The sequence below is a fragment of the Kribbella sp. CCNWLW201 genome, assembly GCF_037203805.1.
Taxonomy (GTDB): Bacteria; Actinomycetota; Actinomycetes; order Propionibacteriales; family Kribbellaceae; genus Kribbella.
The window spans coordinates 627386-652855 of the sequence record NZ_JBBCBQ010000003.1 but is presented as its reverse complement, the minus strand read 5'-3'; the positions used below and the strand labels follow the sequence as shown (position 1 = coordinate 652855).

Annotated in this window: 24 protein-coding genes and 1 tRNA gene; 17 read left to right on the top strand and 8 right to left on the bottom strand. The window is 66.9% G+C overall.

What is annotated here, in order from left to right:
* Positions 1–23 precede the first annotated feature (23 nt).
* Positions 24–1475 (top strand): pyruvate kinase, encoded by a 1452-nt coding sequence (pyk, locus tag V9K99_RS18520; RefSeq protein WP_336999498.1) that lies wholly within the window; start codon positions 24–26, stop codon positions 1473–1475.
* Positions 1476–1530: 55 nt separating this feature from the next.
* On the opposite strand, the gene V9K99_RS18515 is transcribed toward pyk, so the two are convergent.
* Positions 1531–1887, bottom strand: a complete 357-nt coding sequence (locus V9K99_RS18515; RefSeq protein WP_336999500.1) for a VOC family protein — start codon at positions 1885–1887, stop codon at positions 1531–1533.
* A 71-nt stretch (positions 1888–1958) separates the two neighbouring features.
* On the opposite strand from V9K99_RS18515, the gene V9K99_RS18510 reads away from it, so the two are divergent.
* Complete coding sequence (locus V9K99_RS18510) at positions 1959–2768, top strand: SGNH/GDSL hydrolase family protein (protein WP_336999502.1); 810 nt, start codon at positions 1959–1961, stop codon at positions 2766–2768.
* On the opposite strand, the gene V9K99_RS18505 is transcribed toward V9K99_RS18510, so the two are convergent.
* Positions 2713–3063 (bottom strand): helix-turn-helix domain-containing protein, encoded by a 351-nt coding sequence (locus tag V9K99_RS18505; protein ID WP_337336400.1) that lies wholly within the window; start codon positions 3061–3063, stop codon positions 2713–2715. The genes V9K99_RS18510 and V9K99_RS18505 overlap by 56 nt on opposite strands.
* A 47-nt stretch (positions 3064–3110) precedes the next feature.
* Positions 3111–3183 (bottom strand) — tRNA-Leu (locus V9K99_RS18500).
* A gap of 532 nt (positions 3184–3715) precedes the next feature.
* On the opposite strand from V9K99_RS18500, the gene V9K99_RS18495 reads away from it, so the two are divergent.
* The 7 genes from V9K99_RS18495 (at position 3716) to V9K99_RS18465 (ending at position 10960) form a co-directional block, all read left to right on the top strand.
* The gene (locus V9K99_RS18495; RefSeq protein WP_336999506.1) at positions 3716–4054 is read left to right on the top strand and encodes a hypothetical protein; all 339 of its coding nucleotides are present in this window, start codon (positions 3716–3718) and stop codon (positions 4052–4054) included.
* A gap of 15 nt (positions 4055–4069) precedes the next feature.
* On the top strand, positions 4070–4660 hold the full coding sequence (locus V9K99_RS18490; RefSeq protein WP_132320707.1) for an ANTAR domain-containing response regulator: 591 nt from the start codon (positions 4070–4072) through the stop codon (positions 4658–4660).
* A gap of 181 nt (positions 4661–4841) precedes the next feature.
* Positions 4842–6083, top strand: coding sequence for a branched-chain amino acid ABC transporter substrate-binding protein (locus tag V9K99_RS18485; protein ID WP_337323402.1), 1242 nt, complete (start codon positions 4842–4844; stop codon positions 6081–6083).
* An 84-nt stretch (positions 6084–6167) separates the two neighbouring features.
* On the top strand, positions 6168–7478 hold the full coding sequence (locus V9K99_RS18480) for a branched-chain amino acid ABC transporter permease (RefSeq protein WP_336999512.1): 1311 nt from the start codon (positions 6168–6170) through the stop codon (positions 7476–7478).
* The gene (locus V9K99_RS18475; RefSeq protein ID WP_336999514.1) at positions 7475–9187 is read left to right on the top strand and encodes a branched-chain amino acid ABC transporter permease; all 1713 of its coding nucleotides are present in this window, start codon (positions 7475–7477) and stop codon (positions 9185–9187) included. Before V9K99_RS18480 ends, V9K99_RS18475 begins: the two co-directional genes overlap by 4 nt.
* Complete coding sequence (locus tag V9K99_RS18470) at positions 9184–10128, top strand: ABC transporter ATP-binding protein (RefSeq protein ID WP_336999516.1); 945 nt, start codon at positions 9184–9186, stop codon at positions 10126–10128. The genes V9K99_RS18475 and V9K99_RS18470 overlap by 4 nt, the downstream gene beginning before the upstream one ends.
* Positions 10129–10243: 115 nt before the next feature.
* On the top strand, positions 10244–10960 hold the full coding sequence (locus V9K99_RS18465; RefSeq protein ID WP_336999518.1) for an ABC transporter ATP-binding protein: 717 nt from the start codon (positions 10244–10246) through the stop codon (positions 10958–10960).
* A 50-nt stretch (positions 10961–11010) separates the two neighbouring features.
* Here V9K99_RS18465 and V9K99_RS18460 read toward each other — a convergent pair whose 3' ends face one another.
* Positions 11011–11727: a DUF554 domain-containing protein gene (locus V9K99_RS18460; protein ID WP_336999520.1), complete on the bottom strand. Its 717-nt coding sequence runs from the start codon at positions 11725–11727 to the stop codon at positions 11011–11013.
* A 149-nt stretch (positions 11728–11876) separates the two neighbouring features.
* On the opposite strand from V9K99_RS18460, the gene V9K99_RS18455 reads away from it, so the two are divergent.
* Positions 11877–12509 carry a GNAT family N-acetyltransferase gene (locus V9K99_RS18455; protein WP_336999522.1) on the top strand — a complete coding sequence of 211 codons (633 nt, stop codon included), beginning with the start codon at positions 11877–11879 and terminating at the stop codon, positions 12507–12509.
* Here V9K99_RS18455 and V9K99_RS18450 read toward each other — a convergent pair.
* Positions 12472–12879: a hotdog fold thioesterase gene (locus V9K99_RS18450; protein WP_442914696.1), complete on the bottom strand. Its 408-nt coding sequence runs from the start codon at positions 12877–12879 to the stop codon at positions 12472–12474. The two genes, V9K99_RS18455 and V9K99_RS18450, sit on opposite strands and share 38 nt — an antisense overlap.
* Positions 12880–13010: 131 nt before the next feature.
* On the opposite strand from V9K99_RS18450, the gene polA reads away from it, so the two are divergent.
* Entirely contained in the window at positions 13011–15713 is a 2703-nt protein-coding gene (gene polA, locus V9K99_RS18445) for a DNA polymerase I (protein ID WP_337000289.1), read from the top strand.
* Position 15714: 1 nt separating this feature from the next.
* The gene (locus V9K99_RS18440; protein WP_336999526.1) at positions 15715–16560 is read left to right on the top strand and encodes a hypothetical protein; all 846 of its coding nucleotides are present in this window, start codon (positions 15715–15717) and stop codon (positions 16558–16560) included.
* Here the strand turns inward: V9K99_RS18440 and V9K99_RS18435 are convergent.
* Complete coding sequence (locus V9K99_RS18435) at positions 16557–17030, bottom strand: NUDIX hydrolase (protein WP_336999528.1); 474 nt, start codon at positions 17028–17030, stop codon at positions 16557–16559. The genes V9K99_RS18440 and V9K99_RS18435 overlap by 4 nt on opposite strands.
* Before the next feature lie 238 nt (positions 17031–17268).
* Here V9K99_RS18435 and V9K99_RS18430 point away from each other — a divergent pair, with 238 nt between their 5' ends.
* The 3 genes from V9K99_RS18430 to V9K99_RS18420 all read left to right on the top strand — a co-directional run bounded on the left by V9K99_RS18430 (position 17269) and on the right by V9K99_RS18420 (position 21059).
* Positions 17269–19029, top strand: coding sequence for a hypothetical protein (locus V9K99_RS18430; RefSeq protein ID WP_336999530.1), 1761 nt, complete (start codon positions 17269–17271; stop codon positions 19027–19029).
* 76 nt (positions 19030–19105) lie between these two features.
* Positions 19106–20044, top strand: a complete 939-nt coding sequence (locus tag V9K99_RS18425) for a carbohydrate ABC transporter permease (RefSeq protein WP_336999532.1) — start codon at positions 19106–19108, stop codon at positions 20042–20044.
* Between the two features lie 4 nt (positions 20045–20048).
* Positions 20049–21059 (top strand): ABC transporter permease, encoded by a 1011-nt coding sequence (locus V9K99_RS18420; protein ID WP_336999534.1) that lies wholly within the window; start codon positions 20049–20051, stop codon positions 21057–21059.
* Here V9K99_RS18420 and V9K99_RS18415 read toward each other — a convergent pair.
* Positions 21045–22325, bottom strand: a complete 1281-nt coding sequence (locus tag V9K99_RS18415) for a polysaccharide biosynthesis protein (RefSeq protein ID WP_336999536.1) — start codon at positions 22323–22325, stop codon at positions 21045–21047. The genes V9K99_RS18420 and V9K99_RS18415 overlap by 15 nt on opposite strands.
* Positions 22326–22368: 43 nt before the next feature.
* Between V9K99_RS18415 and V9K99_RS18410 the strand changes: the two genes are divergently transcribed.
* Both V9K99_RS18410 and V9K99_RS18405 read left to right on the top strand, forming a co-directional pair.
* Positions 22369–24039 carry a hypothetical protein gene (locus V9K99_RS18410; protein ID WP_336999538.1) on the top strand — a complete coding sequence of 557 codons (1671 nt, stop codon included), beginning with the start codon at positions 22369–22371 and terminating at the stop codon, positions 24037–24039.
* 46 nt (positions 24040–24085) lie between these two features.
* On the top strand, positions 24086–24250 hold the full coding sequence (locus V9K99_RS18405) for a DUF2613 family protein (RefSeq protein ID WP_336999540.1): 165 nt from the start codon (positions 24086–24088) through the stop codon (positions 24248–24250).
* Here V9K99_RS18405 and V9K99_RS18400 read toward each other — a convergent pair.
* Positions 24235–25386, bottom strand: a complete 1152-nt coding sequence (locus V9K99_RS18400; RefSeq protein ID WP_336999542.1) for a glycosyltransferase family 4 protein — start codon at positions 25384–25386, stop codon at positions 24235–24237. The genes V9K99_RS18405 and V9K99_RS18400 overlap by 16 nt on opposite strands.
* Positions 25387–25470 lie beyond the last annotated feature (84 nt).

Genomic DNA, 25470 nt, shown 5'->3' with positions numbered 1-25470 from the left:
TTGTAGGAGTAGGGTTTTGTGACGTGCGTCGCGCAAAGATCGTTTGTACGCTTGGCCCGGCTACGGCCGCCCCCGAGCGCATCCTGGAACTCGTCCAAGCAGGTATGGACGTCGCAAGGCTCAACCTGAGCCATGGTGCCCATGCCGAGCATGAGCGCATTTATCAGCGGATCCGCACCGCAGCGGCCGAGACCGGCAAGAACGTCGGCATCCTGGTCGACCTGCAGGGCCCGAAGATCCGGCTGGCCGAATTCGCCGAGGGCAAGGTCACGCTGACCTACGGCGAACGCTTCACCATCACCACCCGGGAGGTTCCGGGCGACGCGACCATCTGCGGTACGACGTACGACGGTCTGCCCGGTGACGTGAACCCCGGCGACCAGCTGCTCATCGACGACGGCCGGATCGCGCTGGTGGCCGAGGAGGTGACCGAGACCGACGTGGTCTGCCGGGTCACCGTCGGCGGGCCGGTGTCGAACCACAAGGGCATCAACCTGCCGGGTGTCTCGGTCAGCGTGCCGGCGTTGTCGGAGAAGGACGCCGAGGATCTGCGCTGGGCACTGCACCTGCCGGCCGACATGATCGCGCTGTCGTTCGTCCGGGACGCCGCCGACATCCAGTTGGTGCACAAGATCATGGACGAGGAGGGACTGCGGGTCCCGGTCATCGCCAAGATCGAGAAGCCGCAGGCGGTCGCCAACCTGGACGAGATCATCGAGGCCTTCGACGGGTTCATGGTGGCCCGCGGCGACCTCGGCGTGGAGCTCCCGCTCGAGGAGGTCCCGCTGGTCCAGAAGCTGATCATCGACCAGGCCCGGCTGAACGCGAAGCCGGTCATCGTCGCCACCCAGATGCTGGAGTCGATGATCTCCGCGCCGCGGCCGACCCGGGCCGAGGCCTCCGACGTCGCGAACGCCGTACTCGACGGTGCCGACGCGGTGATGCTGTCCGGCGAGACCAGTGTCGGCCGGTTCCCGATCGAGACCGTCACCACGATGGCGCGGATCGTCGCCTCCACCGAGCAGCACGGGCTCAGCCGGGTCAAGGAGATCGAGTGGGAGCCGCGCACCAAGGGCGGCGTGATCGCCCGGGCCGCGGCCGACGTAGCCGAGCGGCTGGACGCGAAGTTCCTGGTCGCGTTCACCCAGAGCGGTGACACCGCGCTGCGGCTGGCCCGCTACCGCACCGAGATCCCGGTGCTCGCCTTCACCCCGGTCCCGTCGGTCAGCTCCTGGCTGAGCGTCGTCTGGGGGATCGAGACGCACATCGTCCCGACCGTCGACCACACCGACGAGATGGTCCGCCAGGTCGACCAGCGCCTGCTCGAACTCGGCAAGGTGAAGAAGGGCGACATCGTCGTCATCGTGGCCGGCTCGCCGCCCAGCATCCCGGGCTCGACCAACGCCCTCCGGGTCCACCGGATGGGCGACGCCATCGAGGGCATCGCCCCGGCGTACCGCACTCCCAACCCGTAACAAGACCTGTTCTCTGAGGCGGGCAGTCACCGGACTGCCCGCCTCAGCCATGTCTTCAGTCCGGCAGGTCGTAGGCGACCGGATGACGGGGCTCGTACACGGGGAGCCGGGCGCCACTGGGCAGCGGGACGCTGGCGAGCCGTCCCCAGCCCGCATCGGTGACCTCCCTGGAGACGTCCACCCCGGCGCCGGCCAGCTTCTCGAGCAGCGCGTCGATGTCCTCGCACATCAGGTAGAACTCGTGCCGCTCACCGCCGTCGGTCGGATGCACCGCGATCTCCGCCGGCGGCAACCGGAAGATCAGCCAGCCGCCACCGGCGTCGACGTCCGGGAACCCGAGTACGTCGCCGATGAACGCCCGATCGGCCTCGGCATCGTTGCTGTACACGATCACATGCGATCCAACGAACACGTCGTACCCCTTCCGCGTTTCCTGACGACGCGGGACGGGTACCGAGCTCGCAGTCCTGCGAGGAGTTGGCCATGCGTCGATCAGTGGTGTTCACCGTCCTGTTGACCTTAGTGCTCGCCCTTGGCGGCACTACACCTGCTCAGGCGGTCGCGCCGCCCTCGAGCATGGCGTCGATCGGGGACTCGATGACGCGGGCGGCCAACGTCTGCTGCTGGTACGGCGACCATCCGGCGAACTCGTGGAGTACGGGCGGCGCGAGCTGGGACGGGATCACCAGCCACTACGAGCGGCTGCGTGCCCTCGATCCGGCCATCTCCGGCCGCAACTTCAACGACGCCCGGTCCGGCGCCCGGATGTCCGACGCCCCGGCGCAGGCGCAACTCGCGGTCAACCAGCAGGTCGGTTACGTGACGATCCTGATGGGTGCCAACGACGCCTGTACGTCGACTCCCGCCTCGATGACTCCGGTGGAGACCTTCCGCAGCCAGTTCCGCCAGACCCTGCAGAGGCTCGACGCCGGCCTGCCTGGCTCAGCGCGCATCTTCGTGGCGAGCGTCCCGGACGTGTACCGGCTGTGGCAGATCTACCACACCGACTTCCTGGCGAACCTGGTCTGGCAGGCCGCCGGCATCTGCCAGTCCCTCCTGTCCGTCACCCGCACCGAAGCCGACCGCCAACTGGTCCGCGCCCGCGTGATCGCCTTCAACGCCGTACTCCAAGACGAGTGCGCGAACCTCACCAAGTGCCGCTTCGACAACAACGCCACCTTCAACTTCCAATTCACCCGAACCCACGTCAGCCGCCTCGACTACTTCCACCCCAGCCTCACCGGCCAGGCAGCCCTAGCCCAAACCACCTGGCCCCACTCCTGGTGGTCCTGACTCGGCTAGGACTTCGGGCCGATGAAGCGGTCGAGCGCTTCCACCGCGCGTTGCGTCGTGGGTTTGCGACTCGGCACCCGTCGGAGTTGAAGCCGAGGAGGTGCGCGTATGGTCCAGCAGGCAGGTGCCCGATCGAGCACCGGGGACAAGCCGTTGGGCGCTCCGCGCGGACCGGTCGGTCACGCCAGTCACGGAGCGTAGCCCGACTCACGCCAAGCCGCAGGCTGATCGCGTTGAGACTCTCCCCAGCCACCATTGCGGCAACCGCAACAGCTCGCGTCTCCTCGTCGTACACGACCCGAGCTTGCCAGCCGCGACCGACAGATTCCGGTCGCCTATCTGTGCCCTGGGTGGGATTCGAACCCACACTGTATGGTGTTTGAGACCATTATCTCTGCCATTGGATTACCAGGGCATTCCGCTGGAAGATCCTAGCTCATGAGCCCGGTCGAATTGTCACCCGGGGACTCCGCCTCGCCAGTCGTCGAACAGAGACTGTCGGTGGTCGCGGCGAGCATGTGGCATGGCTCACTTCAGGTCGCAAGAGACGGTCGACTCCGCGCTGCGGATGTCGGATGAGGGCGTCACCGATCGAGTGAACGCCGAGTTCCATGGTGTTGCGATCAAGACGATCCGGCGGTGGCGGCGGCTGTATCAGCGGCGCGGATTGCCGCGGGGGACCGGGTTTCAAGGAACACCATGTCCGCGGTGCGACGGGGCCGAGCTGGACGAGGCGGCGTACGCGTTGCTGCTCGGGTGGTATCTGGGCGACGGGCACATAGCCAAGGCCCGGCGTGGAGTCTTCTGCTTGCAGATCGCGAACGATCAGAAGTACCCGGAGCTGAACCAGGAGATCGCGGCGACGATCAAGTTGGTGAAGCCGACCGCGAGTCCGCGGCGGGCCGTCAGCGATCAGGATCGAGGCGCGGTGGAAGCACTGGCCTTGTGTGTTCCCGCAGCATGGACCAGGGCTGAAGCATCTTCGGACGATCCAGCTTGCGCAGTGGCAGCGGGAGATCGTTGCCGAGTACCCCGAACAGTTGCTGCGTGGGTTGTTCCACTCCGACGGGTGCCGGTTCGTGAACTGGGCGAGCAAGCCGGATGGCAGGCGGTACTACTACCTGCGTTACATGTTCTGGAACGAGTCCGAGGACATCCGGAAGATACTCACCGACGCCCTTGATCTGTTGGATATTGCTTGGCGGCAGCCGCGGCGGAACGCGATCGCGGTGAGTCGGACGGAGGCGGTTGTGGCGCTCGAGGCCTTCGTGGGTCCGAAGAGGTGAGGTGGGGTCGATAAGGTGTCGGGTGTGACTGCTAAGCGTGTGGTGATCGCTGAGGATGAGGCTTTGATCCGGATGGATCTGGCCGAGATGCTGGCGGAGGAGGGGTACGACGTCGTCGGGCAGGCGGGGGATGGGGAAGAGGCCATCCGGCTGGCGACGGAGCATCGGCCCGATCTGGTGATTCTCGACGTCAAGATGCCGAAGCTGGACGGGTTGAGCGCGGCGGAGAAGATCGCCGGTGAGCGGATCGCGCCGGTGCTGATGCTGACCGCGTTCTCGCAGCGCGAGCTGGTCGAGCGGGCCCGCGACGCCGGCGCGATGGCATACCTGGTGAAACCGTTCTCCAAGGCCGACCTGCTGCCCGCGATCGAGATCGCCGCGTCCCGGTACGTCGAACTGGCCGAACTGGAGCGCGAGGTCGCCGACCTGGCCGAGCGGCTGGAGACGCGCAAACTGGTGGATCGGGCCAAGTCGATCCTGCAGACGAAGTTCGGATTGTCCGAGCCGGACTCGTTCCGGTGGATCCAGAAAACCGCCATGGACAAAAGAGTTTCCATGCGTCAGGTCGCGGAGTTGGTTGTTGACGAGGCGGGCGGTAGTGACTGACTCACTCTCCGCGTACGGCGCTGAGCGGGCGTACAGCAATCACTAGGGCCCACGCTACTTACGGCTGTAACGACCTCACAACACACGCTCCGTGACATCGCCTGGAGAGCCACCACGGGTCTAACCTGCGGGTGCTCGCGGCATTCGCGGGAGTCCGGGGTTCTGCTCGGACTATCCAGACATGGGAGGAACAGTGCACCAGCGTTCCGTAGTACGGGTCGGCGCGTCGCTGATCGTTGCGTCGTTGGCCCTGACTGCGTGCGGTTCACGCAGTGGCGACGACTCTGGCGGGGGCTCCGGAGATGCGACGAAGACCGCCAAGATCGGCGTGATCGCGCCTCTGACTGGAGACCTGTCGGCGCTGGGTCTGGGTATCCAGCACTCGGTCGAGTTGGCCGTCAAGCAGGCCAACGAGTCCAACGCGATCCCCGGCTGGAAGCTCGAGGTCGACGCCAAGGACGACGAGGCCAAGCCGGAGCCGGGCAAGAACGCGGCCACCGCGCTCGCCAGTGACGCCAACGTGATCGGCGTGGTCGGCACGCTGAACACCAGCGTCAGCCAGCAGGTCCAGCCTGTCCTCGCGCCGAAGAACATCGTCCAGGTCTCGCCGGCCAACACCGGCCCCGGCCTGACCCAGGGTGCCAACTGGCAGACCGACCCGAAGCGGCCGTACCCGACGTACTTCCGCACCTGCACCACCGACGCGGTCCAGGGTCCCTTCGCCGCTCGCTACCTGTACGAGACCGCGAAGATCACCAAGGTCGCGACGATCCACGACAAGAAGGCGTACGGCCAGGGCCTGGTCGGCACCTTCACCGAGGAGTTCAAGAAGCTGGGTGGTCAGGTCGTCGCGGCCCAGACCATCAACCCGGACGACTCGAACTACCAGGCCGTGATCTCGGCGATCAAGCCGTCCGCGCCGCAGGCCGTCTACTACGGCGGTGAGTACCCGCAGGCCGGGCCGCTGTCGCAGCAGATGAAGGCCGCCGGCCTGAACGTGCCGCTGATGGGTGGCGACGGTATCTACGACCCGAAGTACATCACCCTGGCCGGTAAGACGGCGACCGGCGACCTGGCCACCTCGGTCGGCGCCCCGGTCGACCAGCTGGAGTCGGCGAAGAAGTTCGTCGCGGACTACAACGCGGCCGGGTTCAAGGACCCGTACGCGGCGTACGGCGGTTACTCCTACGACGCCGCCAACGCGATCATCAACGCGCTGAAGACGTCGCTGAAGGACGCCAAGGACGTCGAGTCGGCCCGCCAGGCCACGGTCGATGCCATGAGCAAGGTTTCGTTCGACGGCGTGACCGGCAAGGTCGCGTTCGACCAGTACGGTGACACCACCTCGAAGGTGCTGACCGTCTACAAGGTCGACGCGGGCAAGTGGGCCACCGTCGAGACCAAGGACTTCGAAGCCAAGTAATCGAGTCGACCTCATGTCTCGGGGGTGGGAGCTGATCCTCCCACCCCCGTGGCATGTCGGAACTGAGGCAGTAGGGAGGTCGACGTGGACCAGTTCTTCCAGCAGCTCGTGAACGGGCTGACCCTGGGGTCGCTGTACGCCTTGATCGCGGTCGGGTACACCGTCGTCTACGGCATTGTGCAGCTCATCAACTTCGCCCACGGCGAGGTGTTCATGATCGGTGCGTTCGGCGCACTGACCACTTACCTGTTGTTCTTCGACGGTGAGACCAGCGTGTGGATCCTGCCGGTCATGATCGTCGGTGCCATCATCGCGTCGGTCGGTACGGCGGTGCTGATGGAACGTGTCGCGTACCGTCCCCTGCGGAACGCGCCACGACTCGCACCGCTGATCACCGCGATCGGCATCTCCGTCTTCCTGCAGGAGTTCATCCGGCTGTTCTACGAGCAGCCGGCCTGGACCGTGTTCGCGTTCGCGGGCCTGGCCATCGGGGCCGGCTACTTCGCCGGCGCGAAACTGGCGAAGACCGATCTGAACAACCCGGTGACCAAGTGGTACGACCGCGCGCCGTTGATCGGTGCGGCGGTCGGAGCAGTGGGCCTGTGGGCGATCGTGCGGCTGATCGAGCAGAGCCTGGTGCTGGCGGTGCCTGTGATCGTGGTCGGCGCCCTTGCCGGTACGGCGATCGGCGCCTTGGCCGGATACGCGGCACGCGGCAAGGCGCGCAGTCAGATAAGGATCGTGACGATCCTCGAGGTGGCGGCCGTGGCAGCCGTGGTCGCGGAAATCGGCTGGGTGATCTTCAAGACGCTCATCAGCACCATCGAGTGGCCGAGCGCCAAGCAGCGCATCCCGTTCCCACAGATCGACGTGGTGACCGGCCCGGCGTGGGACGTCGGCGGGGTGACGATCCAGCGGTCGGCGATCTTCACCGTCGCGGCGCTGGCGGTGTGTGCGGTGCTGCTGTGGGTCTTCATCAACAGGACCCGGCTCGGCCGCGGTATGCAGGCCGTGTCGCAGGACCCGGACACCGCCCGGTTGATGGGTATCAACGTCGACCGGATCATCGTGGTGGCCTTCGCCCTCGGCGCCGTGCTGGCCGCGATCGCCGGGATCTCGCAAGGCTTCCAGAACAACAACATCGACTTCCGGATGGGCTTCCTGGCCGGTCTGAAGGCGTTCACCGCCGCGGTCCTCGGTGGTATCGGCAACGTGTACGGCGCCGTCGTCGGTGGCCTGGTACTCGGTGTCGTCGAGGCGATGGCGACCCAGTACGTGCCGGGTCAGTTCGGTGGCGGTTCCTGGAAGGATGTCTGGGCGTTCGTCATCCTGATCCTGGTACTGGTGTTCAGGCCGCAGGGCCTGCTCGGAGCGAGGGTGGTGGATCGGGCATGAGTGACGTGCAAACGAGTACTCCGGCGGAGCCGGAGGCGGCGGCTCAGCCGCCGGTCAATCCGATCGCGTGGCCGGCCGGTCTGGTCGGCGTACTGCTGGTGATCGTGGGCTCCTTCCTGTCCTGGAGCTATGACGGCTCGATCCTGAACGACCTGTCGATCAACTTCTATCCGGGCGGCCTGCAGATCCTCGCGATCATCGCGGCGCTGTTCGCGCTGGTTCTGCTGCTCGCCGAGCGGGGGCCGCTGACGACCCTGGGCACCTGGCTGGACGCGACCCTCGGCCTGCGGGCCTTGGGCCTCGGCCTGACGCTGTACATGGTCCTGGTCATCGTGGCGATCACGGTGGAGTCGGACGGCCTGATCAACGTCAACCCGGGGGCCTACGTCTCCCTGGCGGGTGCCGTCCTGATCCTGGTCAGCTCGCGGATGCTCCCGCTGCGGCAGCTCCGCGACATGAGCGAGGCGAGGCTGCCGGGCTGGGTGGAGATTCTCGCCATCGCCGTGATCATGGCGGCGATCCTGTTCGGCGCTGCGTACGCGCTGGGCCTGACGGATGCGTGGTCCTTCATTCTGTGCCTGGTCTTCATCGCGGTGATCATCGTCGCGTTGTTCCGGACCGGCATGTTGACCTGGTTCGGCCACGTCGCGCAGCGCCACAAGACAGTGTTGACGCTGGCGGCGTTCGTGGTGGCGTTCTTCTTCCCCTTCACCCAGAAGGGGTCGGACGCGAACATGTCGATCGCGACCCAGGTGCTGATCTTCGCGGCCACCGCGATGGGCCTGAACATCGTGGTCGGCCTGGCCGGCCTGCTGGACCTCGGCTACATCGCCTTCCTCGGTTCCGGTGCGTACGTCGCCGCGATGCTGTCCGAGTCGGCGTTCGCGACGATCGACTGGCACCCGCCGTTCGTGCTCGTGATGCTGATCGGCGCCGGTGTGGCAGCGACTCTCGGTCTCATCATCGGGTCACCGACACTCCGTGTCTCAGGTGACTATTTGGCCATCGTGACGTTGGGCTTCGGTGAGATCTTCCGGCTGACGATGTTCAACCTGGACGGCATCAACGGCCCGCTGCTGACCAACGGCCCGAACGGTATCCCCGGCATCCCGGACCTGCAGATCGGCGACTTCAACTTCGGCGACGAGCACACGGTCGCCGGGCTGGAGCTGGGTCGCTTCTCGAACTACTACTTCCTGCTGCTGATCCTGATCGCGTTCGTCATCCTGGTCTTCGCCCGGCTGAACGACAGCCGGATCGGCCGGGGCTGGATCGCGATCCGGGAGGACGAGAAGGCCGCCGAGGCGATGGGTGTGAACGTCTTCGGCCTGAAGGTGCTGGCGTTCGCGATCGGCGCCTTCCTGGCCGGTCTGGCCGGCACCATCAAGGCGCACCAGGACGTTGCCGTCAGCCCCGACCAGTACATCTTCCTCGAGTCGGCGTTCCTGCTCGCGGCGATCGTGCTGGGCGGGATGGGGACCATCGCCGGTGTGTTGCTCGGAGCAACCATTCTGAAGCTGCTACCGGAGAAGCTGCGGTTCTTCTCGGAGTACCGGCTGCTGCTGTTCGGCATCCTCCTGGTGCTGATGATGCGGTTCCGGCCGGAGGGCCTGGTCGCCAACAGGCGGCGGCAGCTGGAGTTCCACGAGGAGGACGAGGAGTTGGCCGTCGCGGTCGAAGAAGAGCTGATCGTCGAGGAGGCGAAATGACCGTCACCGAAACGCAGCCGACCACGAGCCGGCCGACCGGGCAGCCGGTGCTGGAGGTCTCCGGTGTGACCATGCGGTTCGGCGGTCTGCTGGCGGTCAACGACGTCAGCCTGACCGTGCGGGAAGGCGAGATCGTCGGCCTGATCGGCCCGAACGGGGCCGGCAAGACGACGTTCTTCAACTGCCTCACCGGCCTCTACAAGCCGACCAGCGGTGTGGTCCGGTTCGCCGGCTCGCCGCGCAAGCCGAAGCCGCCGAAGCGTCAGAAGAAGGAGGCGGAGGAGGCGGTACCGGTGCAGCCCCTGGGTGTCCTGACACCGTTGCCGCCGAAGCCGCGGGCCGTGGTCCGGGCCGGGATGGCGCGGACGTTCCAGAACATCCGGTTGTTCGCCAACATGACCGCGCTGGAGAACGTGATGGTCGGGCGCTACTGCCGGACCAGTTCGGGCGCGCTCACCTCGGTGCTGCGCGGGCCGAAGTTCCGCAGGGAGGAGGCGGCCACCCGGGCCCGGGCCCAGGAGCTGCTGAACTTCGTCGGTCTGGGCAAGTCCGCCGAGCACCTGGCCCGGAACATGCCGTACGGCGACCAGCGGCGGCTCGAGATCGCCCGGGCGCTGGCCACCGACCCGAAGCTCATCCTGCTGGACGAGCCGACGGCCGGGATGAACCCGCTGGAGACCCGGCAGGCCAGCGACCTGATCTTCAAGATCCGGGACTCGGGCCTGTCGGTCGTGGTGATCGAGCACGACATGCGGTTCATCTTCAACCTCTGCGACCGGGTGCTCTGCCTGGTCCGGGGCGAGGCCCTGATCGAGGGCACGCCGGAGGAGGTGCAGTCCGATCCGCGGGTGATCGAGGCCTATATCGGCACCGGCGAGGGGGACGACGACGAGGACGAGGTCCGTCCGCAGGATGCCGTGGACGGAGAGGAGGCCCCGTGATGGTATTGATGCCACGCCTCCGGCGCGGCGGGTCATCGGGCTTTTACTCCCGGTCTTCCCTCGTCGCTCCAGTCGCTACGCTCCCTCCACTCCTCAGTCCAGACCGGGAGGCCCGATGACCGCGATGCTCGAGGTCCGCGACCTGGAAGTTGCCTACGGCAAGATCGTCGCGGTGAAGAAGATCAGCTTCAGCGTGGAGCAGGGGCAGGTGGTGTCGCTGATCGGCACCAACGGCGCCGGCAAGACCACCACGCTGCGGACGATCTCCGGCCTGCTCAAGCCGACGTCGGGCGAGGTCATCTTCCAGGGTGAGCCGATCCACACGATGGCCGCGCACGACATCGTCTCGATGGGGCTGGCGCACTCACCGGAGGGCCGGCGGATCTTCCCCCGGCTGTCGGTCGAGGAGAACCTGCTGCTCGGCGCGTTCGCCCGCAAGGACCAGGGCGGCATCCGCACCGACCTGGACGCCGCGTACGACCTGTTCCCGATCCTGGGGGAGCGGCGCAAGCAGCCGGCCGGGACGTTCTCCGGCGGTGAGCAGCAGATGCTGGCGATGGGCCGGGCGATGATGAGCCGGCCGAAGCTGATGATGCTGGACGAGCCGTCGATGGGTCTGTCGCCGATCATGATGAAGCGGATCATGTCGACCGTGACCGAGCTGCAGCAGCAGGGTACGACGATCCTGCTGGTGGAGCAGAACGCGCAGGCGGCGCTGAAGCGGGCGGACTACGGCTACGTGCTCGAGGTCGGCAAGATCGTGCTGTCCGGCACTGGACGCGATCTGCTGGTCAACGAGGACGTCCGCAAGGCCTACCTCGGCGAGGACTAACACACCGGTAGTTGCCGAGAGCCCTGGTCCGACCCGGACCGGGGCTCTCGTCAGCTCCGGATGACAACGAGCAACTGCACCAGCAGCGGCGCGACGATCAGCGCCGGCAACAGGTCCGCCACCGCGATCTGCTTGAGTTTCAGCAGGCGCAGGGCGACACCGATCAGCATCACTCCACCGGTTGCCCCCAGCGCGGTCACATGCGCGTCCGGGAGTACGTCGCCGAGCACGGCACCGACCGCGGTCATCAGCCCCTGTACGACGAGCACCACGAGCGCGGACGCGGCCACGCCCCAGCCGAACGACGCGGCGAAGGCGATCGATGCGAAGCCGTCCAGCACCGCTTTGAGGAACAACTGGTCCGCACCCCGCCCGAGCCCGTCGGAAAGAGCGCCGAGGAACGTCAGCGGCCCGACGCAGAACACCATCGACGCGGTCACGAACCCCTCGACGAACGTGCTCTCGCTGTCGCCGCGGCTGAACCGGTGCTGCATCCAGGCCCCGAAGTCCTCCAGCCGCTGCTCGATCCGCAGCAGCGAGCCGATGATCCCGCCGACCAGCATCGCGCCGAGCACGATCAGGATCGGCGCGCTGTCGCCGACCGCGTCGCTGAGCACCTGGTCGCCGACGGTGAGTGCCGAGGTGATCGCGATCAGCAGCGTGACCAGGCCGAGCGCGTCGGTGACGAGATCGCGGGTCCGGTGACTGAGCCGATGGCCGATGAGTACGCCGAGTACCGAGCCGGTGAGCACTGTCGCGACATTCACGACAGTACCGATTCCGATGAACAAACCTGGTCTCCGATCGGCCCGCGAGGGCAGCTTTGCAAGTGACCCCCGAGGGCCTACTGTTGCGCGAGGACGAGCGTATCCGCCGTCCCGTTCACCTCGGGGGTGGACCAGACCAGGAGGTCGCTGTGGCAGCAGCCATCGAGGTGAGGGACGCCCAACGCGGTGATGCCGACGCCTTGGTGGCGTTGTGGCGTGAGATGACCACCGGATCCGGTCACCCGTTGCGACTGCCGACGCCGCCGCCGGTCGCGGCCGTCGAGGTTGCTGTCGGCAAACATCTCGGCGACCCGTTCGGCCGGCTGCTGGTCGGCGAGCTGGACGGCGCCGTGCACGGGATGGCCTACCTGCGTCGTACGGCGATCAGCCCGCTGCACGACGACTACACGGTCACGGTGGAGTATCTGCACGTCAGCGACGCCGCCCGTCGGCACGGTCTGGGTAAGGCATTGATCGCGGAGGCGGCCGCCTGGGCCGAGCACGAGAACTGCGCACACCTGGCCGCTGTCGCGCCCGCGATCGCCCGCGAGGCGAACAGGTTCCTGGCGCGGCTGGGCCTGGGTCAGGCCGGCGTACTGCGTTTTGCCACTACCCACACGGTCCGTCGCCGGCTGGCCGCCGAGCACGCGCCGAACCTGCTGGCCCTGCTCTCGTCGCGACGGTCGGTGATCGCCCGCCGCGCACTGCTGGCTCGTCCGCTCCCGGTGGACACGCCGGACGACGTCAGCTTCCCGGCGGCGCCTGAATCAGCTGGCACGTGATCCGCGCGGTGCAGACCCGCTTGTCGCGCTCGTCGGTGATGACGACCTCGTACGACGTCGTCGTACGGCCGAGGTAGATCGGCGTGGCGACGCCGGTGACGACGCCGTCGCGGACCGCGCGGTGGTGGGTGGCGTTGATGTCGACGCCGACCGCGACCTTGCCGTAGGGCGCCGCGTGCAGGGCCGAGCCGATCGAGCCGAGGCTCTCGGCCAGCACGCAGGACGCGCCGCCGTGCAGCAGCCCGTACGGCTGGGTGTTGCCCTTGACCGGCATGGTCGCCACGATCCGCTCCGGGGCGGCTTCCTTGACCTGGATGCCCATCAGGTTCAGCAGGGTGCCCTCGACGCCCATCCCGGGGCCGAGGTCCATACCGTCGGTGCTCTGATCAGTCACAGACGGCAGACTACGTCAGCCTCACGCCGGACCCGAGGCACTGTGACATAACTGTCCGTGGGACCCACTAGAGTCGGTACGTGGCTCCAGAAACCAACACCTCGACGATGACCAAGGACCCCGCGCAGGTCGGGACCGGCCGGCCGCGAATCCTGCTGCTGGACGGGCACTCGCTGGCGTACCGGGCGTTCTACGCGCTGCCGGTGGAGAACTTCTCGACCACCACCGGGCAGCACACCAACGCGGTGTACGGGTTCACCTCGATGCTGATCAACATGCTCCGCGACGAGCAGCCGACGCATGTCTGCGTCGCGTTCGACGTGTCCCGCAAGACGTTCCGCTCCGAGCAGTACGCGGAGTACAAGGCGGGCCGGTCGAAGTCGCCGGACGAGTTCAAGGGGCAGGTCTCACTGGTCAAGGAGGTGCTGGAGGCGCTCCGGATCCCGACCACCGAGATCGACGGCTGGGAGGCCGACGACGTCATCGCCACGCTCGCGACCCAGGCGTCCGAGCAGGGCTTCGAGGTGCTGATCAGCAGTGGTGACCGGGACGCGTTCCAGCTGGTCAGCGACGACGTGACGGTGCTGTACCCGAAGCGCGGCGTGTCCGAGATCGCCCGGATGGACCCGGCCGCGGTCGAGGAGAAGTACGGCGTGACCCCGCGGCTGTACCCGGATCTGGCCGCGCTGGTCGGGGAGTCGAGCGACAATCTGCCCGGTGTGCCCGGGGTCGGGCCGAAGACGGCGGCCAAGTGGCTGAACCAGTTCGGCTCGCTGAACGACGTGGTCGACCGGGTGAACGAGATCAAGGGCAAGGCCGGCGAGTCGCTGCGCGAGCACCTGGCCGACGTGATCCGGAACCGGCAGATCAACGAACTGGTCCGTGACCTGACCCTGGACGTCACGGTGGACGATCTGGTCCGCACGCCGTGGGACCGGGAGAAGGTGCACACGCTGTTCGACAGCCTGGAGTTCCGGGTGCTGCGGGAGCGCCTGGTCGCCGAGCACGAGGAGGTCGACGCGACCGTCGACCACGGGTTCGAGCTCGAGGGCGTCCAGCTGAAGCCGGGCGAGGTCGCCGGCTGGATCAAGGAGCACGTCAGCACCGGCGAGCGGGTCGGCGTCGCGGTGCAGGGCAGCTGGGGTCGCGGTACCGGCGAGATCACCGGCCTGGCGCTGGCGAACACGTCGGGCGCGGCGGCCTGGTTCGACCCGACCACGATGACCCCGGACGATGACGCGGCCTGGCAGGCGTGGCTCGCCGATCCGAAGCAGCCGAAGGCGTTGCACGACGCGAAGGGGCCGCTGCTCGGCTTCCTGGAGCGTGGCTGGACGCTGGCCGGTCTGAGCTCGGACACCCAGCTGAGCGCGTATCTGGCCCGGCCGGACCAGCGGTCGTACGACCTGGCCGACCTGACCGTTCGCTACCTCAAGCGCGAGCTGCGCAACGAGGAGGCCGACAACGGCCAGCTCAGCTTCGACGACGTCGAGGGCGGCCCGGCCGCGGACGCGACGATGCTGCGCGCCCGCGCGATCGCGGACCTCGCCGACACCCTGGACGCCGAGTTGGAGAAGCAGGCCGGGACGGCGTTGCTGGCGGACGTGGAGCTGCCGCTGATCGACGTCATCGCGAGCATGGAGCGGGACGGTATCGCGGTCGACCGGCCGTACCTGGAGCAGCTCGAGGAGCGGTTCGCCACCGGGGTACGGGAGGCCGCCACGTCGGCGTACGAGGTGATCGGCAAGGAGATCAACCTCGGTTCGCCGAAACAGCTGCAGGTGGTGCTGTTCGACGAGCTGCAGATGCCGAAGACGAAGCGGACCAAGACCGGGTACACCACCGACGCGGACTCGCTGCAGGCGCTGTTCGAGAAGACCGAGCACCCGTTCCTGGCCTACCTGCTGGCGCACCGGGACGCGACCCGGCTCCGGCAGACCGTCGAGGGGCTGCTGAAGACGATCAGCCCGAAGGACGGCCGGATCCACACCACGTTCAACCAGACCATCGCGGCGACCGGGCGGCTCAGCTCGACCGACCCGAACCTGCAGAACATCCCGATCCGGACCGAGGAGGGCCGCCGGATCCGGCAGGCGTTCATCGTCGGCGAGGGCAACGAGTCGCTGATGTCGGCCGACTACAGCCAGATCGAGATGCGGATCATGGCGCACGTGTCCGAGGACGAGGGGCTGATCTCCGCGTTCAACTCGGGGATGGACTTCCACTCGGTGACGGCATCGCGGGTGTTCTCGGTCGAGCCGGCCGAGGTGACGCAGGAGCAGCGGGCCAAGATCAAGGCGATGAACTACGGTCTCGCCTACGGCCTGTCGGCGTACGGGCTGAGTCAGCAGCTGAAGATCGGCGTGGACGAGGCGAAGGGGTTGATGGACGAGTACTTCGAGCGCTTCGGCGGCGTCCGCGACTACCTGCGCAGCATCGTCATCGACGCCGGCAAGAGCGGTTACACCGAGACGATCCTGGGTCGCCGGCGCTACCTGCCGGACCTGACCAGCGACAACCGGCAGCGCCGCGAGATGGCCGAGCGGATGGCGCTGAACGCGCCGATCCAGGGCTCGGCCGCGGACGTGATCAAGATGGCGATGCTGAAGGTCGACGCGTCGCTGCGCGAGTCCGGGCTGAAGTCGCGAATGCTGCTCCAGGTGCACGACGAACTCGTCTTCGAGATCGCCCCCGGCGAGCGCGAGCCACTCGAGGAGCTGGTCCGCCGCGACATGGGCCACGCCGTCGACATGGCGGTCCCCCTCGACGTCTCCGTAGGCGTAGGCCGCACCTGGCACGAGGCCGCCCACTGACATGGAGCCGAACCGGCCGTTCCGGTGGGATCTGGTCCGGCCGGACCAACTCGGCTCACTACTGGACGGCGTCGCGCAGCCGGACCTGTTCTTCCTCGACGACCTGGTCGACTGCGCCGCCCGGGTCCTGGCGCAGTGCGGTGACGGCGAGCTCTACTTCGTCGGGCGATCTGTCGACAGCCTGTTCGACCTGCTCAGCGGCGCACTCGCAGACACCGACTGGCGCTCGCGCCTGCACCCGCTGCCGCTGTCTCTCTTTCAGTCGGACGGCCAGGACCTGACAGTGGCGGAGCTCGGTCAGCTGCGGACCAACCTGGCCGCGGGCGGACTCGCCCCGGCGGACCTGATGCGCGGTCGCCCGACGGTCTTCGTCGACCTGGTGTACCAGGGCTCGACCTTCGAGAACCTGTACGCCGTACTGCGCCGATGGATCGACGACGACCGAGCCCAGTGGGACGTGATCCGGCGGCAGCTGCGGTTCATCGGGATCACGGTGCGGCGGAAGACCAGCCCCAACACCTGGCGCTGGCACCAGCATGCGGACTTCGCGGGGGAGTTGCCGGCCGCGGGCTTCCGGAACGTCTCGCTGGACGGACCGATCTGGTCGTACTTCGGTAACACCCAGCCGAAGACGGCAGCGTCTTTCCGCAGGTCCGCCTGGTCCGATCCGGAGGTGACAACTCCCCGCCGGGACGAGAAAGCTCGTGCCGCGCTCGCGGAAGCGGTCGCCTTGGTCGAGCGCGCCCGCACTCCCGAGGTACGACGCCAACTCGCCGATCGGCTCACGCGCGAACCCACGATCAACGAACGCTGGTTGCGCGAGCTGCAGTTGGCGCTGCGGCGCTAGGCGCGGGTGAAGAGCGGTAGGGGGTTGGGGGAGAGGGCGTTGGTGATGGCCTCGTGTTCCCTGGGGGACAGGGGCGGCAGGTTGTCGAGGGGGTGCCAGGCGACCTCGAGGGACTCGTCGTCGTTGACGCGCGGGGTGCCGTCGAGGGGGCGGCAGCGGAAGCAGAGGTCGAGGTACTGGACCTGGTCGCCGTTGGGGTAGGTGTGCGGCGCCAGGGTCTGGGTGCTGACCAGGCGTTCGACCTCGACCACGATCGAGGTCTCTTCCTGGATCTCGCGGACCAGGCCGACGGCCGGCTCCTCGCCGGGCTCGAGAATGCCGGCGACCAGACTCCATCGCCCGTTGTCCGCGCGTCGTACCAGCAGTACCTGCTCGGCGTCGTTCAGGACTACACCGGTAATGCCGGTCAGCCAGAGCAGGTCGTGGCCGATCTTCTCGCGCAGTTCGAGGATGAACTTCGGGGTCGCCATGCGCAGAACTGTAGAGACCGCGGGGGCCGCGACGAGTTAGTTTCCGCAAGAAAATCTGCCGCGCGGCCGCAAGTTGGAAACGATTCCCGCGCAAGACGCGGACAGTGAGCGAACAAGTTCGCAAAGTTAACGACAATCCCTTCCGGAATGACGCTTTCTATGTCATTCTCCCGTGCAGGATCCTAGATCCTATCGGATATCTCCTGCCGTTCCGACCCTTCCGCCTTGGAGGAACCCCATGCCGAACAACGATGCCGGAACGACGGCTGGACTGAGCCGTCGATCGCTCATCGCGGGGGCGCTTGGACTGACCGCCGCGACAGCCGGCGGCGGTCTGCTCAGTGGATGCAGTGACTCGAGCAGCGCGAGCGGAGGGGGCGGTGGAGGGGCGGCCCCGGCCGCCCCGAGCGTCTCACTCGGCCCGAAGAAGGCAGGGGTGCTGTATCCCGACGGGTACGTCGGCCCGGTGGCCCGGGAACTGAAGCCGATCACGACCGAGAAGGTCACCTTCAAGATCGTGGTCCCGCAGGACCTGACGGTCGGCGACTGGAGTACCAACGCGTTCACCAAGTGGCTGGAGCAGAAGACCGGAATCCACATCGAGTGGAACCAGGTCGGTGGCACCGCCGAGGACGTGATGACCAAGGTCAACGCGATGATCGCGGCCGGCGACATCCCGGACGCCTTCATGGGCGTCGACTTCAGCCGGTCGCAGCTGTTCCTGTACGGCCAGCAGGGCCTGTTCGCCGACGTCAACCAGTACATCGACGGCTATGCCCTCAACCTGCAGCAGGTGATGAAGGACTACCCGGAGGCGCGCAAGCTGGTGCAGTCGCCGGACAAGAAGATCTACTCGTTCCCGGACGTCAACGACTGCTACCACTGCCGAGCGAGCAACGGCCGCGCGTGGCTCAACACCGAGTGGATCAAGCAGGTCGGGCTGGCGATCCCGAAGACCACCGACGAGTTCGCCGAGGTACTGCGCGCGTTCAAGAAGGCCGATCTCGGCGGCAACGGCAAGACGATCCCGTTCTGCGGCTACAAGGACGCGCCGTTCGACACGTACCTGATGAACTCCTTCCTCTACACCCCCGGCGATCCGTGGCTGGTGGTCAAGGACGGCAAGGTCGACGTGAGCTTCAACAAGGACGAGTGGCGCGAGGGCCTGAAGTACATCCACGGCCTGTACGCCGAAGGCCTGATCAACAAGGACGTGTTCACCGCCGACCAGGACCAGATGCTGCGCTACGGCAACTCGCCGGGCAAGCCGATCATCGGCGGTGCCCGCGCCACCTACTGGGGAGCCTTCCTCGACATCGATCAGAAGGATCCGAACGCCCGGTGGCGCAAGTACGCCGCGCTTCCGCCGCTGGAGGGGCCGAACAAGGTCCGGTACGCCGCGTGGGACTACCTCGGTGTCGGTGTCAACGTCGCGAAGCTGGTGATCACCAAGAAGTGCGCCAAGCCCGAGTTGCTGGTCCAGTGGGCCGACGCGCAGATGGAACTCGAGGCGATCCTGCGGGGTTACAGCGGCTCGAACTTCGCCTGGGCGAAGCAGGGTGAGCTCGGGATCAACGGCAAGCAGGCGGTCTACGGGTACACGCAGGCCGAGATCGCCGAGAAGAACGTCAACTGGTACCAGTTCAACCCGCAGTACCGCTCGCAGGACTTCCGGTTGGGTGAGCGGGTGAACCCGAAGGACCTCACCTTCGAGGCGCCGCTCTACGAGCAGACCAAGGAGAGCTACTTCCCGTACAAGCAGCCGCAGGAGATGCAGTTCCCGCCGGTCACGCTCGACCAGGACCAGGCGGCCCAGGAGGCGGAGCTGAAGACGAACCTCACCAGTGAGGTGAATCTGTCCTTCTCCAAGTTCGTCACCGGCCAGCTCGACCCGAACGACGACGCCGCCTGGAACTCCTACAAGGACCGGGTCGAGAAGATCGGTGTGAAGACCTACCTGGATCTCGAACAGGCCGCCTACGAGACCTATAACTCATGAGCGAGCGGAGCGAGCTCATCATCAAGCACAGCGCGACTCGTGCCTCATCCGCGCCCGGAGCGAAGCGAGGACGCGGATGAGCGAAGCCGGCACCCTGCCGCCCGACGAGACGCGTCTGGCGGTGGGAGCACCGATTCAGGACACCCGGGGCGACAAGATCGCGCTGGCCTGCATCTCCGCCGCGCTCGGGGCCTTCTGCCTGGCCGTGCTGTACCCGCTGATCTACGTCGTCAGCGCCTCGATCAGCAATACCCACAAGGTGACCGCGGGTGAGGTGTGGTTGTGGCCGGTCGGCTTCACCCTGGATGCGTACAAGGCGCTCTTCGACTACAAGTCGATCGTCAGCGGCTTCGGCAACTCCGTGTACTACGCGGTGGTCGGAGCAATCGTCGCCACGGTCCTCACCCTGCTGGCGGCGTACCCGCTGTCCCGGAAGGGGTTGCCGGGCAAGGGCCTGATCATGGCGCTGTTCGTGTTCACGATGATGTTCAGCGGCGGGCTGATCCCGACGTACCTGGTCGTGGACCAGTTGGGGCTGCTGAACACCCGGTGGGCGATGATCCTGCCGACCGCGCTGGCGGTCTGGAACGTGATCATCACCCGGACCTATTTCATGGTGACGATCCCGGAGGAGCTGGTCGAGGCCGGCAAGGTGGACGGCTGCAGCGACTTCGGCTTCTTCTGGCGGATCGTGCTGCCGCTGAGCAAGCCGATCATCGCGGTGAACCTGCTGTTCTACGCGGTCGGTTCGTGGAACTCGTTCTTCAACGCGCTGATCTACCTGACCAACGAGCACCTGTTCCCGTTGCAGGTGGTGCTGCGGCAGATCCTGTTGCAGAGCAAGGTCGACCCGTCCCAGATGCCCGACACGAGCAAGCTGATGCAGATGAAGGAGCTGCAGCAGCAGCTGAAGTACTCGCTGATCGTGATCGGCATGATTCCGCCGTTGCTGGTCTACCCCTTCGTGCAGAAGCACTTCGTCAAGGGGGCCATGATCGGCTCGCTGAAGGGATGACGCGATGACCGCTTCGACCGAAACCCGGGCCGGGGTCGAGCCGGCCGCGAAACCACCGGCCAAGTCGCAGTCGTCCCGCGGCCGGGGCAAGGCGGCGAAGCCGTCGGTCCGGCTGGGCCTGCGGATGCGGCGGAACTGGCAGCTGTACGCGATGCTGGCGCTGCCGCTGATCTGGCTGGCGCTTTTCGCCTACTGGCCGATGTACGGCGTGATCATCGCCTTCAAGGACTACAACGTGGTGTCCGGGATCTGGGGCAGCCCGTGGGCCGGGTTCAAGTACTTCGACCGGTTCATCGAGTCGTACCAGTTCTGGCGGCTGATCCGGAACACCGTCTACCTGCACGTGTACGAGCTGGTCGCGACGTTCCCGTTGCCGATCCTGCTCGCGCTCTGCCTGAACACGGTCCGGAAGAAGTGGTTCAGCCGGTCGGCCCAGCTGATCACCTACGCACCGCACTTCATCTCGACCGTGGTCGTGGTCGGCCTGGTCGTCGTACTGACGAACCCGAGCACCGGGGTGGCGAACAAGCTCATCGGGCTGCTCGGGCTCGGGCCGGTCGACATCATGGGTGATGCCGGGATGTTCCGGCACATCTATGTGTGGTCGGGTGCGTGGCAGGGGATGGGGTTCGCCGCGATCATCTACCTGGCCGCGCTGACCAGCGTGCCGCCGGAGCTGCACGAGGCGGCGATTGTCGACGGGGCATCGCGGCTGCGGCGGATGTGGCACATCGACCTGCCGGCGATCGTGCCGGTGGCGGTGATCCTGCTGATCCTGAACATCGGCTCGATCCTGTCAGTCGGGTTCGAGAAGGTGCTGCTGATGCAGAACAACCTGAACCTCGACACGGCAGAGGTGATCGACACCTATGTCTACAAGATCGGCCTGGCCTCAGCAGTGCCGCAGTTCAGCTATGCGACCGCGATCGGCTTGTTCAGATCGGTGATCGGGTTGGTGCTGCTGGTCCTGGCCAACACCTTCGCCCGCCGTTTCGCCAAGTCAAGCCTCTGGTGAGTCGGAGCTGTCGCTGGTCTGGCGGTGCAGCCCTGCCGCCAGACCGGCCGACAGGAGTACGGCGCAGGTGCTGGTCATCGCGACCAGGACCTTGACGCCGGCCATGCCGGTGGCGATGTCGGTGCCGAGGACGACTCCGGCTCCGATCGCGAGCACGATCAGGCCGAACCAGATCAGCAGGGCGGCCCGCTTCTCCTGCTGTGCGATCGCGGCATAGACAACCAGTTGCAGTACGGCGTACGCCGAGCCGGCGATCGCGAACAGCCAGGTGTAGGGACCGAGTGGCGCGTAATCGTCCTTGCCACCGATCACGGCCACGACCAGATCGGGCAGGATCAACGCACCGAGCACAGTGCACACACCGAGGCCCGCGACCGCCTGGATCGCTCTGCGCAGCCGGACTGTGTCGCCAGGGGAGCTGGCAAGTGACGGGAACACGATGACGATCACGAACTGCGGCAGGAACAGGCACGCCTTCGCCACGATGACACCGGCCGCGTAGTACCCGCTGTGCCGGCCGTCGAGCAGTGCACGCGCGAACAGCACGTCGGCGTTGGCGATCGCGAAGAACGCGAGCAACGTATGCGTTCCGTGCACCGTCTCCCGCAGTACCTCCTTGACCTGTTCCGCCGTACCTCCGGTGGATCCGCGCAACAGGAAGCCGCCGAGCAGAGCCGGTACGGCGGCGCCGAGAGCTAGACCGATCATCGCCGCGTCGAGTGACGGGTGGATGAGTAGTGCGCCACCACCGAGCAGGAGCCGTCCGACACCGACCGACGTGTAGACGGCCGCCAGCTCGGTCCAGCGTTGACTGCCTTGAAGCACGCCGAGCTGGGAGCCCATCAGGGTGAGACCGCCGAGCGTGGGGGCGAGCAGCAGGATCGCGACCACTGAGTCGATGTGCAGCAGCCAGACGAACAGTGGAGTCGCCAGCAGGCAGACAAGCGTCAGTCCGAGCGCGGCACGGCGGCCTGCCTTGAGCATCGCGTCGGCCACGGCCGCGGCGCCCTCACCTGTGTGAGTGGCGAGCCGCCGGGCGCCGGTGGCCTGGAGACCCAGTGACGCGACGTTGCCGATCAGCAGCAGTCCGAGCAGTGCGGTGATGGCGCCGAACTGCTCTGGCACCAGCCGGTGAACAGCAATGAGGGTGAAACCGTAGGCGGCCACGTTCATGATGGCCATGCCGACGGCAACGACGGTCGCGCTACGGAGGAACGCCAACCGCGGTGCCTTGGGCTCTTGCTCAGGTGTGGCTTCTGCGCTCATGCTCTACTGCCTTGTGACAGAGCAACGGGAGGCTGGGGTGGTCATGTCAGAACGTGCCGTGCGCGTCCTGCCGTGGCTGTGGCCTGTCCTGCTCACCCTGGTGATCACTGCTCCGCTGCTCGCTCCGGGCTATGTGGTCGGCTACGACATGGTGTTCGTGCCGGACCTCACGGTACGGCTTGACCTGTTCGGTGTCACAACGGCCATGCCGCGAGCGGTCCCGTCCGACGTCATCGTCGCCGTACTGGACGAGCTCGTCGGCGGTCAGGTCCTGAACAAGGCTGTATTGGTGGCCATCCCGCTACTGTCCGGACTCGGGATGACCGCCCTGTGGCGAGAGCTACGACTCGGCACCGCGCTACCAGGTGCCGCGGCCGTGACCCTCTTCGTCTGGAACCCGTTCGTTGCCGAACGCCTCCGCCTGGGCGCGTGGGCGCTCCTCCTTGGGTACGCCGCTCTGCCTTGGCTAGTGCGGTCCGCACTGCGACTGCGGAAAGGCACGGGGTGGCCAGGGTTCCTACTCGCGTCGGCCGGCTGTGCCTTGACTGCCTCGGGTGGGATCACCGGGCTACTGGTCGCCAGCCTCATCTTGCTGTGGCCGGGACGAGGTCGGGTGTGGCCGCTGGGCGGTGCGGTGCTGCTGAACGCTCCTTGGTTGGTGGCGGGCCTTATGCATGCTGGCAAGGCCACGGTCGACCCTGCCTCGGTGACAGCCTTTGCTGCCCGCAACGAAGGCTATGGGGGAACGCTGCCCACTCTGCTGACACTGGGCGGGGTCTGGAACGCGGACGTTGTCCCCGGCAACAGAGGCGACCTGCTGCCGCTGATCTTCGCGTTCGTGATGTTGCTCATGTCCGTGGCCGGTGTGGTGCTGTGGTGGCGCCAGGACCGCGTTGCCGGCGCACTTGTCGTCGCGGCCGTCCTCGCCGTACTCGTGGGCATGGCCGGGGTGGTCGCACCGGGAGCCTTTGCCGACGTCGTGGCCAATGTTCCTGGTGCCGGTCTGTTCCGGGACGGCCAGCGGTACCTCGCTCCACTGGTGCTGCTCGAGTGCATCGGCTTCGGTGCGGCAGTTCATGTGCTGCTGCAGCACGCACCTCTCCACCGGGTTGTCGGTGCGACCGCCGTACTGCTGCCCATTGCCGCGTTGCCTTCGTTGATCGGAGGGCCTGGGCTCAAGGTGTCGCAGTACCCGGCTGACTGGGAGCGGGCGCAGCAGGTGCTGGCCGGGCCATTCATCCCGTGGCCGTTCGAGTCCTACCGGGCTCCGGTCTGGAACGGTCGCCGTCCGGTGCTGGACCCGATGCCGCGGTACTTCGACCAACCAGCGGTCGTCCCCGATGAGCTGATCGTGGCCGGCCACCGCCTGGCCGGTGAGGACCCACGCGCGGGCGCAGTGGCCACGGCAGTCCGTACTGCGATGCGCAGCGGAACCGACCCGACACCGGTGCTGCTCCAGCAGGGGGTCGGCTGGCTGGTCGTCGACCGCGAGGCCGGTGGCCCGTCACCACGCGACTCGATCCCCGGACTGACAGAGGTGTACTCCGGTTCTACGGTGAGCGTTTACCGGTTGCCCGGAACGCCCGTGCCGCAACGGAATCAGCCCTGGCGGACCGGCGTCGTACTGGCCGCGTGGGTGGTCGCCGGAGCCACACTGGTGGCCGCACTGGCCGGTCTGGTGATGCGACGCTCCATGGTCTGGCGGAGTCGCTGAGCGGTTGTTACTCTTCGGTTCACTTAACGAGGAGGGGACACGCTTCATGGGAACACTGATCGGTGCGGCCATCGCCGTATTCGCCGGGCTGGCAGTTGCCACCACCACGGTTGTCGGCGTTGTGCAGTCGGTGAAGGAAGACCCGGCGCCGCCGGCCGGCCAGACCCAGGGCCTGGCCGACGACCCGGTCGTCGGCTACGGCACGAAGTAGAACGGGAGCGGGTACAACCGCTCCGCATCGGGCCGGTCGGCGGATTCGTCGGCCGGCTCTCCGGTGAGTAGCCGGTCGAAGGCCTGCGCGGTGGCGCACCAGGTGAAGTTGCCCGCAGTGGCCGCCGCGCCCGCCGACAGTCGCCGCCGAAGCTCGACGTCCTGCAGCAGCTCAGTGATCGCCTTGGTGAACTCGCTGGGTGTGTCGACCAGCACACCCGACACTCCCTCGTGCACGGACTCGGTCGGACCACCCGCACTCCGGTAGGCCACAGTAGGTACGCCGTGACCCGCAGCCTCACCGACGACGAGTCCCCAGCCCTCCTTGAGGCTCGGCAGCGCCAGCACCCACGCCTCGTCGTACGCCGCGTGCTTGTCGTCCTCGCTGACGTGCCCGCGGAACTCCACCGCGTCCTGCAGTCCCCGCTCCTCGACGTACGTCTTCAGCGAGTCCTCCCACCAGCCTGAGCCGACGATGACCAGTCGCGCGTCCGGCAGCACCTTGCGGGCCTCCGCGATCGCGTCGACAGCGTGCTCGACCTGCTTGTGCGGAACGATCCGGCCGACGCAGACCACGGTCGGCACAGGCGACTGTGGCCGCTGCCGCGGTGGTGCCGGGTCGGTGCCGTTGTGGATGACGTCGATGCTCTTCACGCCGAGGCTCACCAGCTCATCGCGTGAGGCCGACGACACGGTTACGTAACGACAGTCGTCGTACAGCCGTGGTGCGACTCGCGACTCGAGCCACCAGCCCAGCCGGCCACGCCAGCCCGGGTACACCACCTGCCACTGCTCCTGGTGCACGTGATGCACGAGTACGACGACGCCAGTACGACGTACGAGACGAGTAAAGAATGGGAGACCGTTCTGCACGTCGATCACGTGGTCGGGTCGGCGCAGCCAGGTGTGCACCAGGCCACGCAGGTACACGGTGACCTTGCTGCCGCGGTACAGGTACCGCACGTCGTACCGCCGTGCCTCTCGCGGACTACCCGGATAAGCCGCGCACAGCACGGTCACCCGCCAGCCCAGTGCGGCAAGGCCTCTCGCTACCTCCTCCACATACCGCTCAGAGCCTCCGCCCTCAGGGTTCGTCGTGTCCCGCCAGTTCAGTAACAGCACGCTCTGCGCACGCACCTTGTGAGCCCCACCCTCCGGTAACCTCCCCCGAGGTAATGGGGCCGGACGTTACCAAGGAGTAACGATGTCCGCCAGACCTCG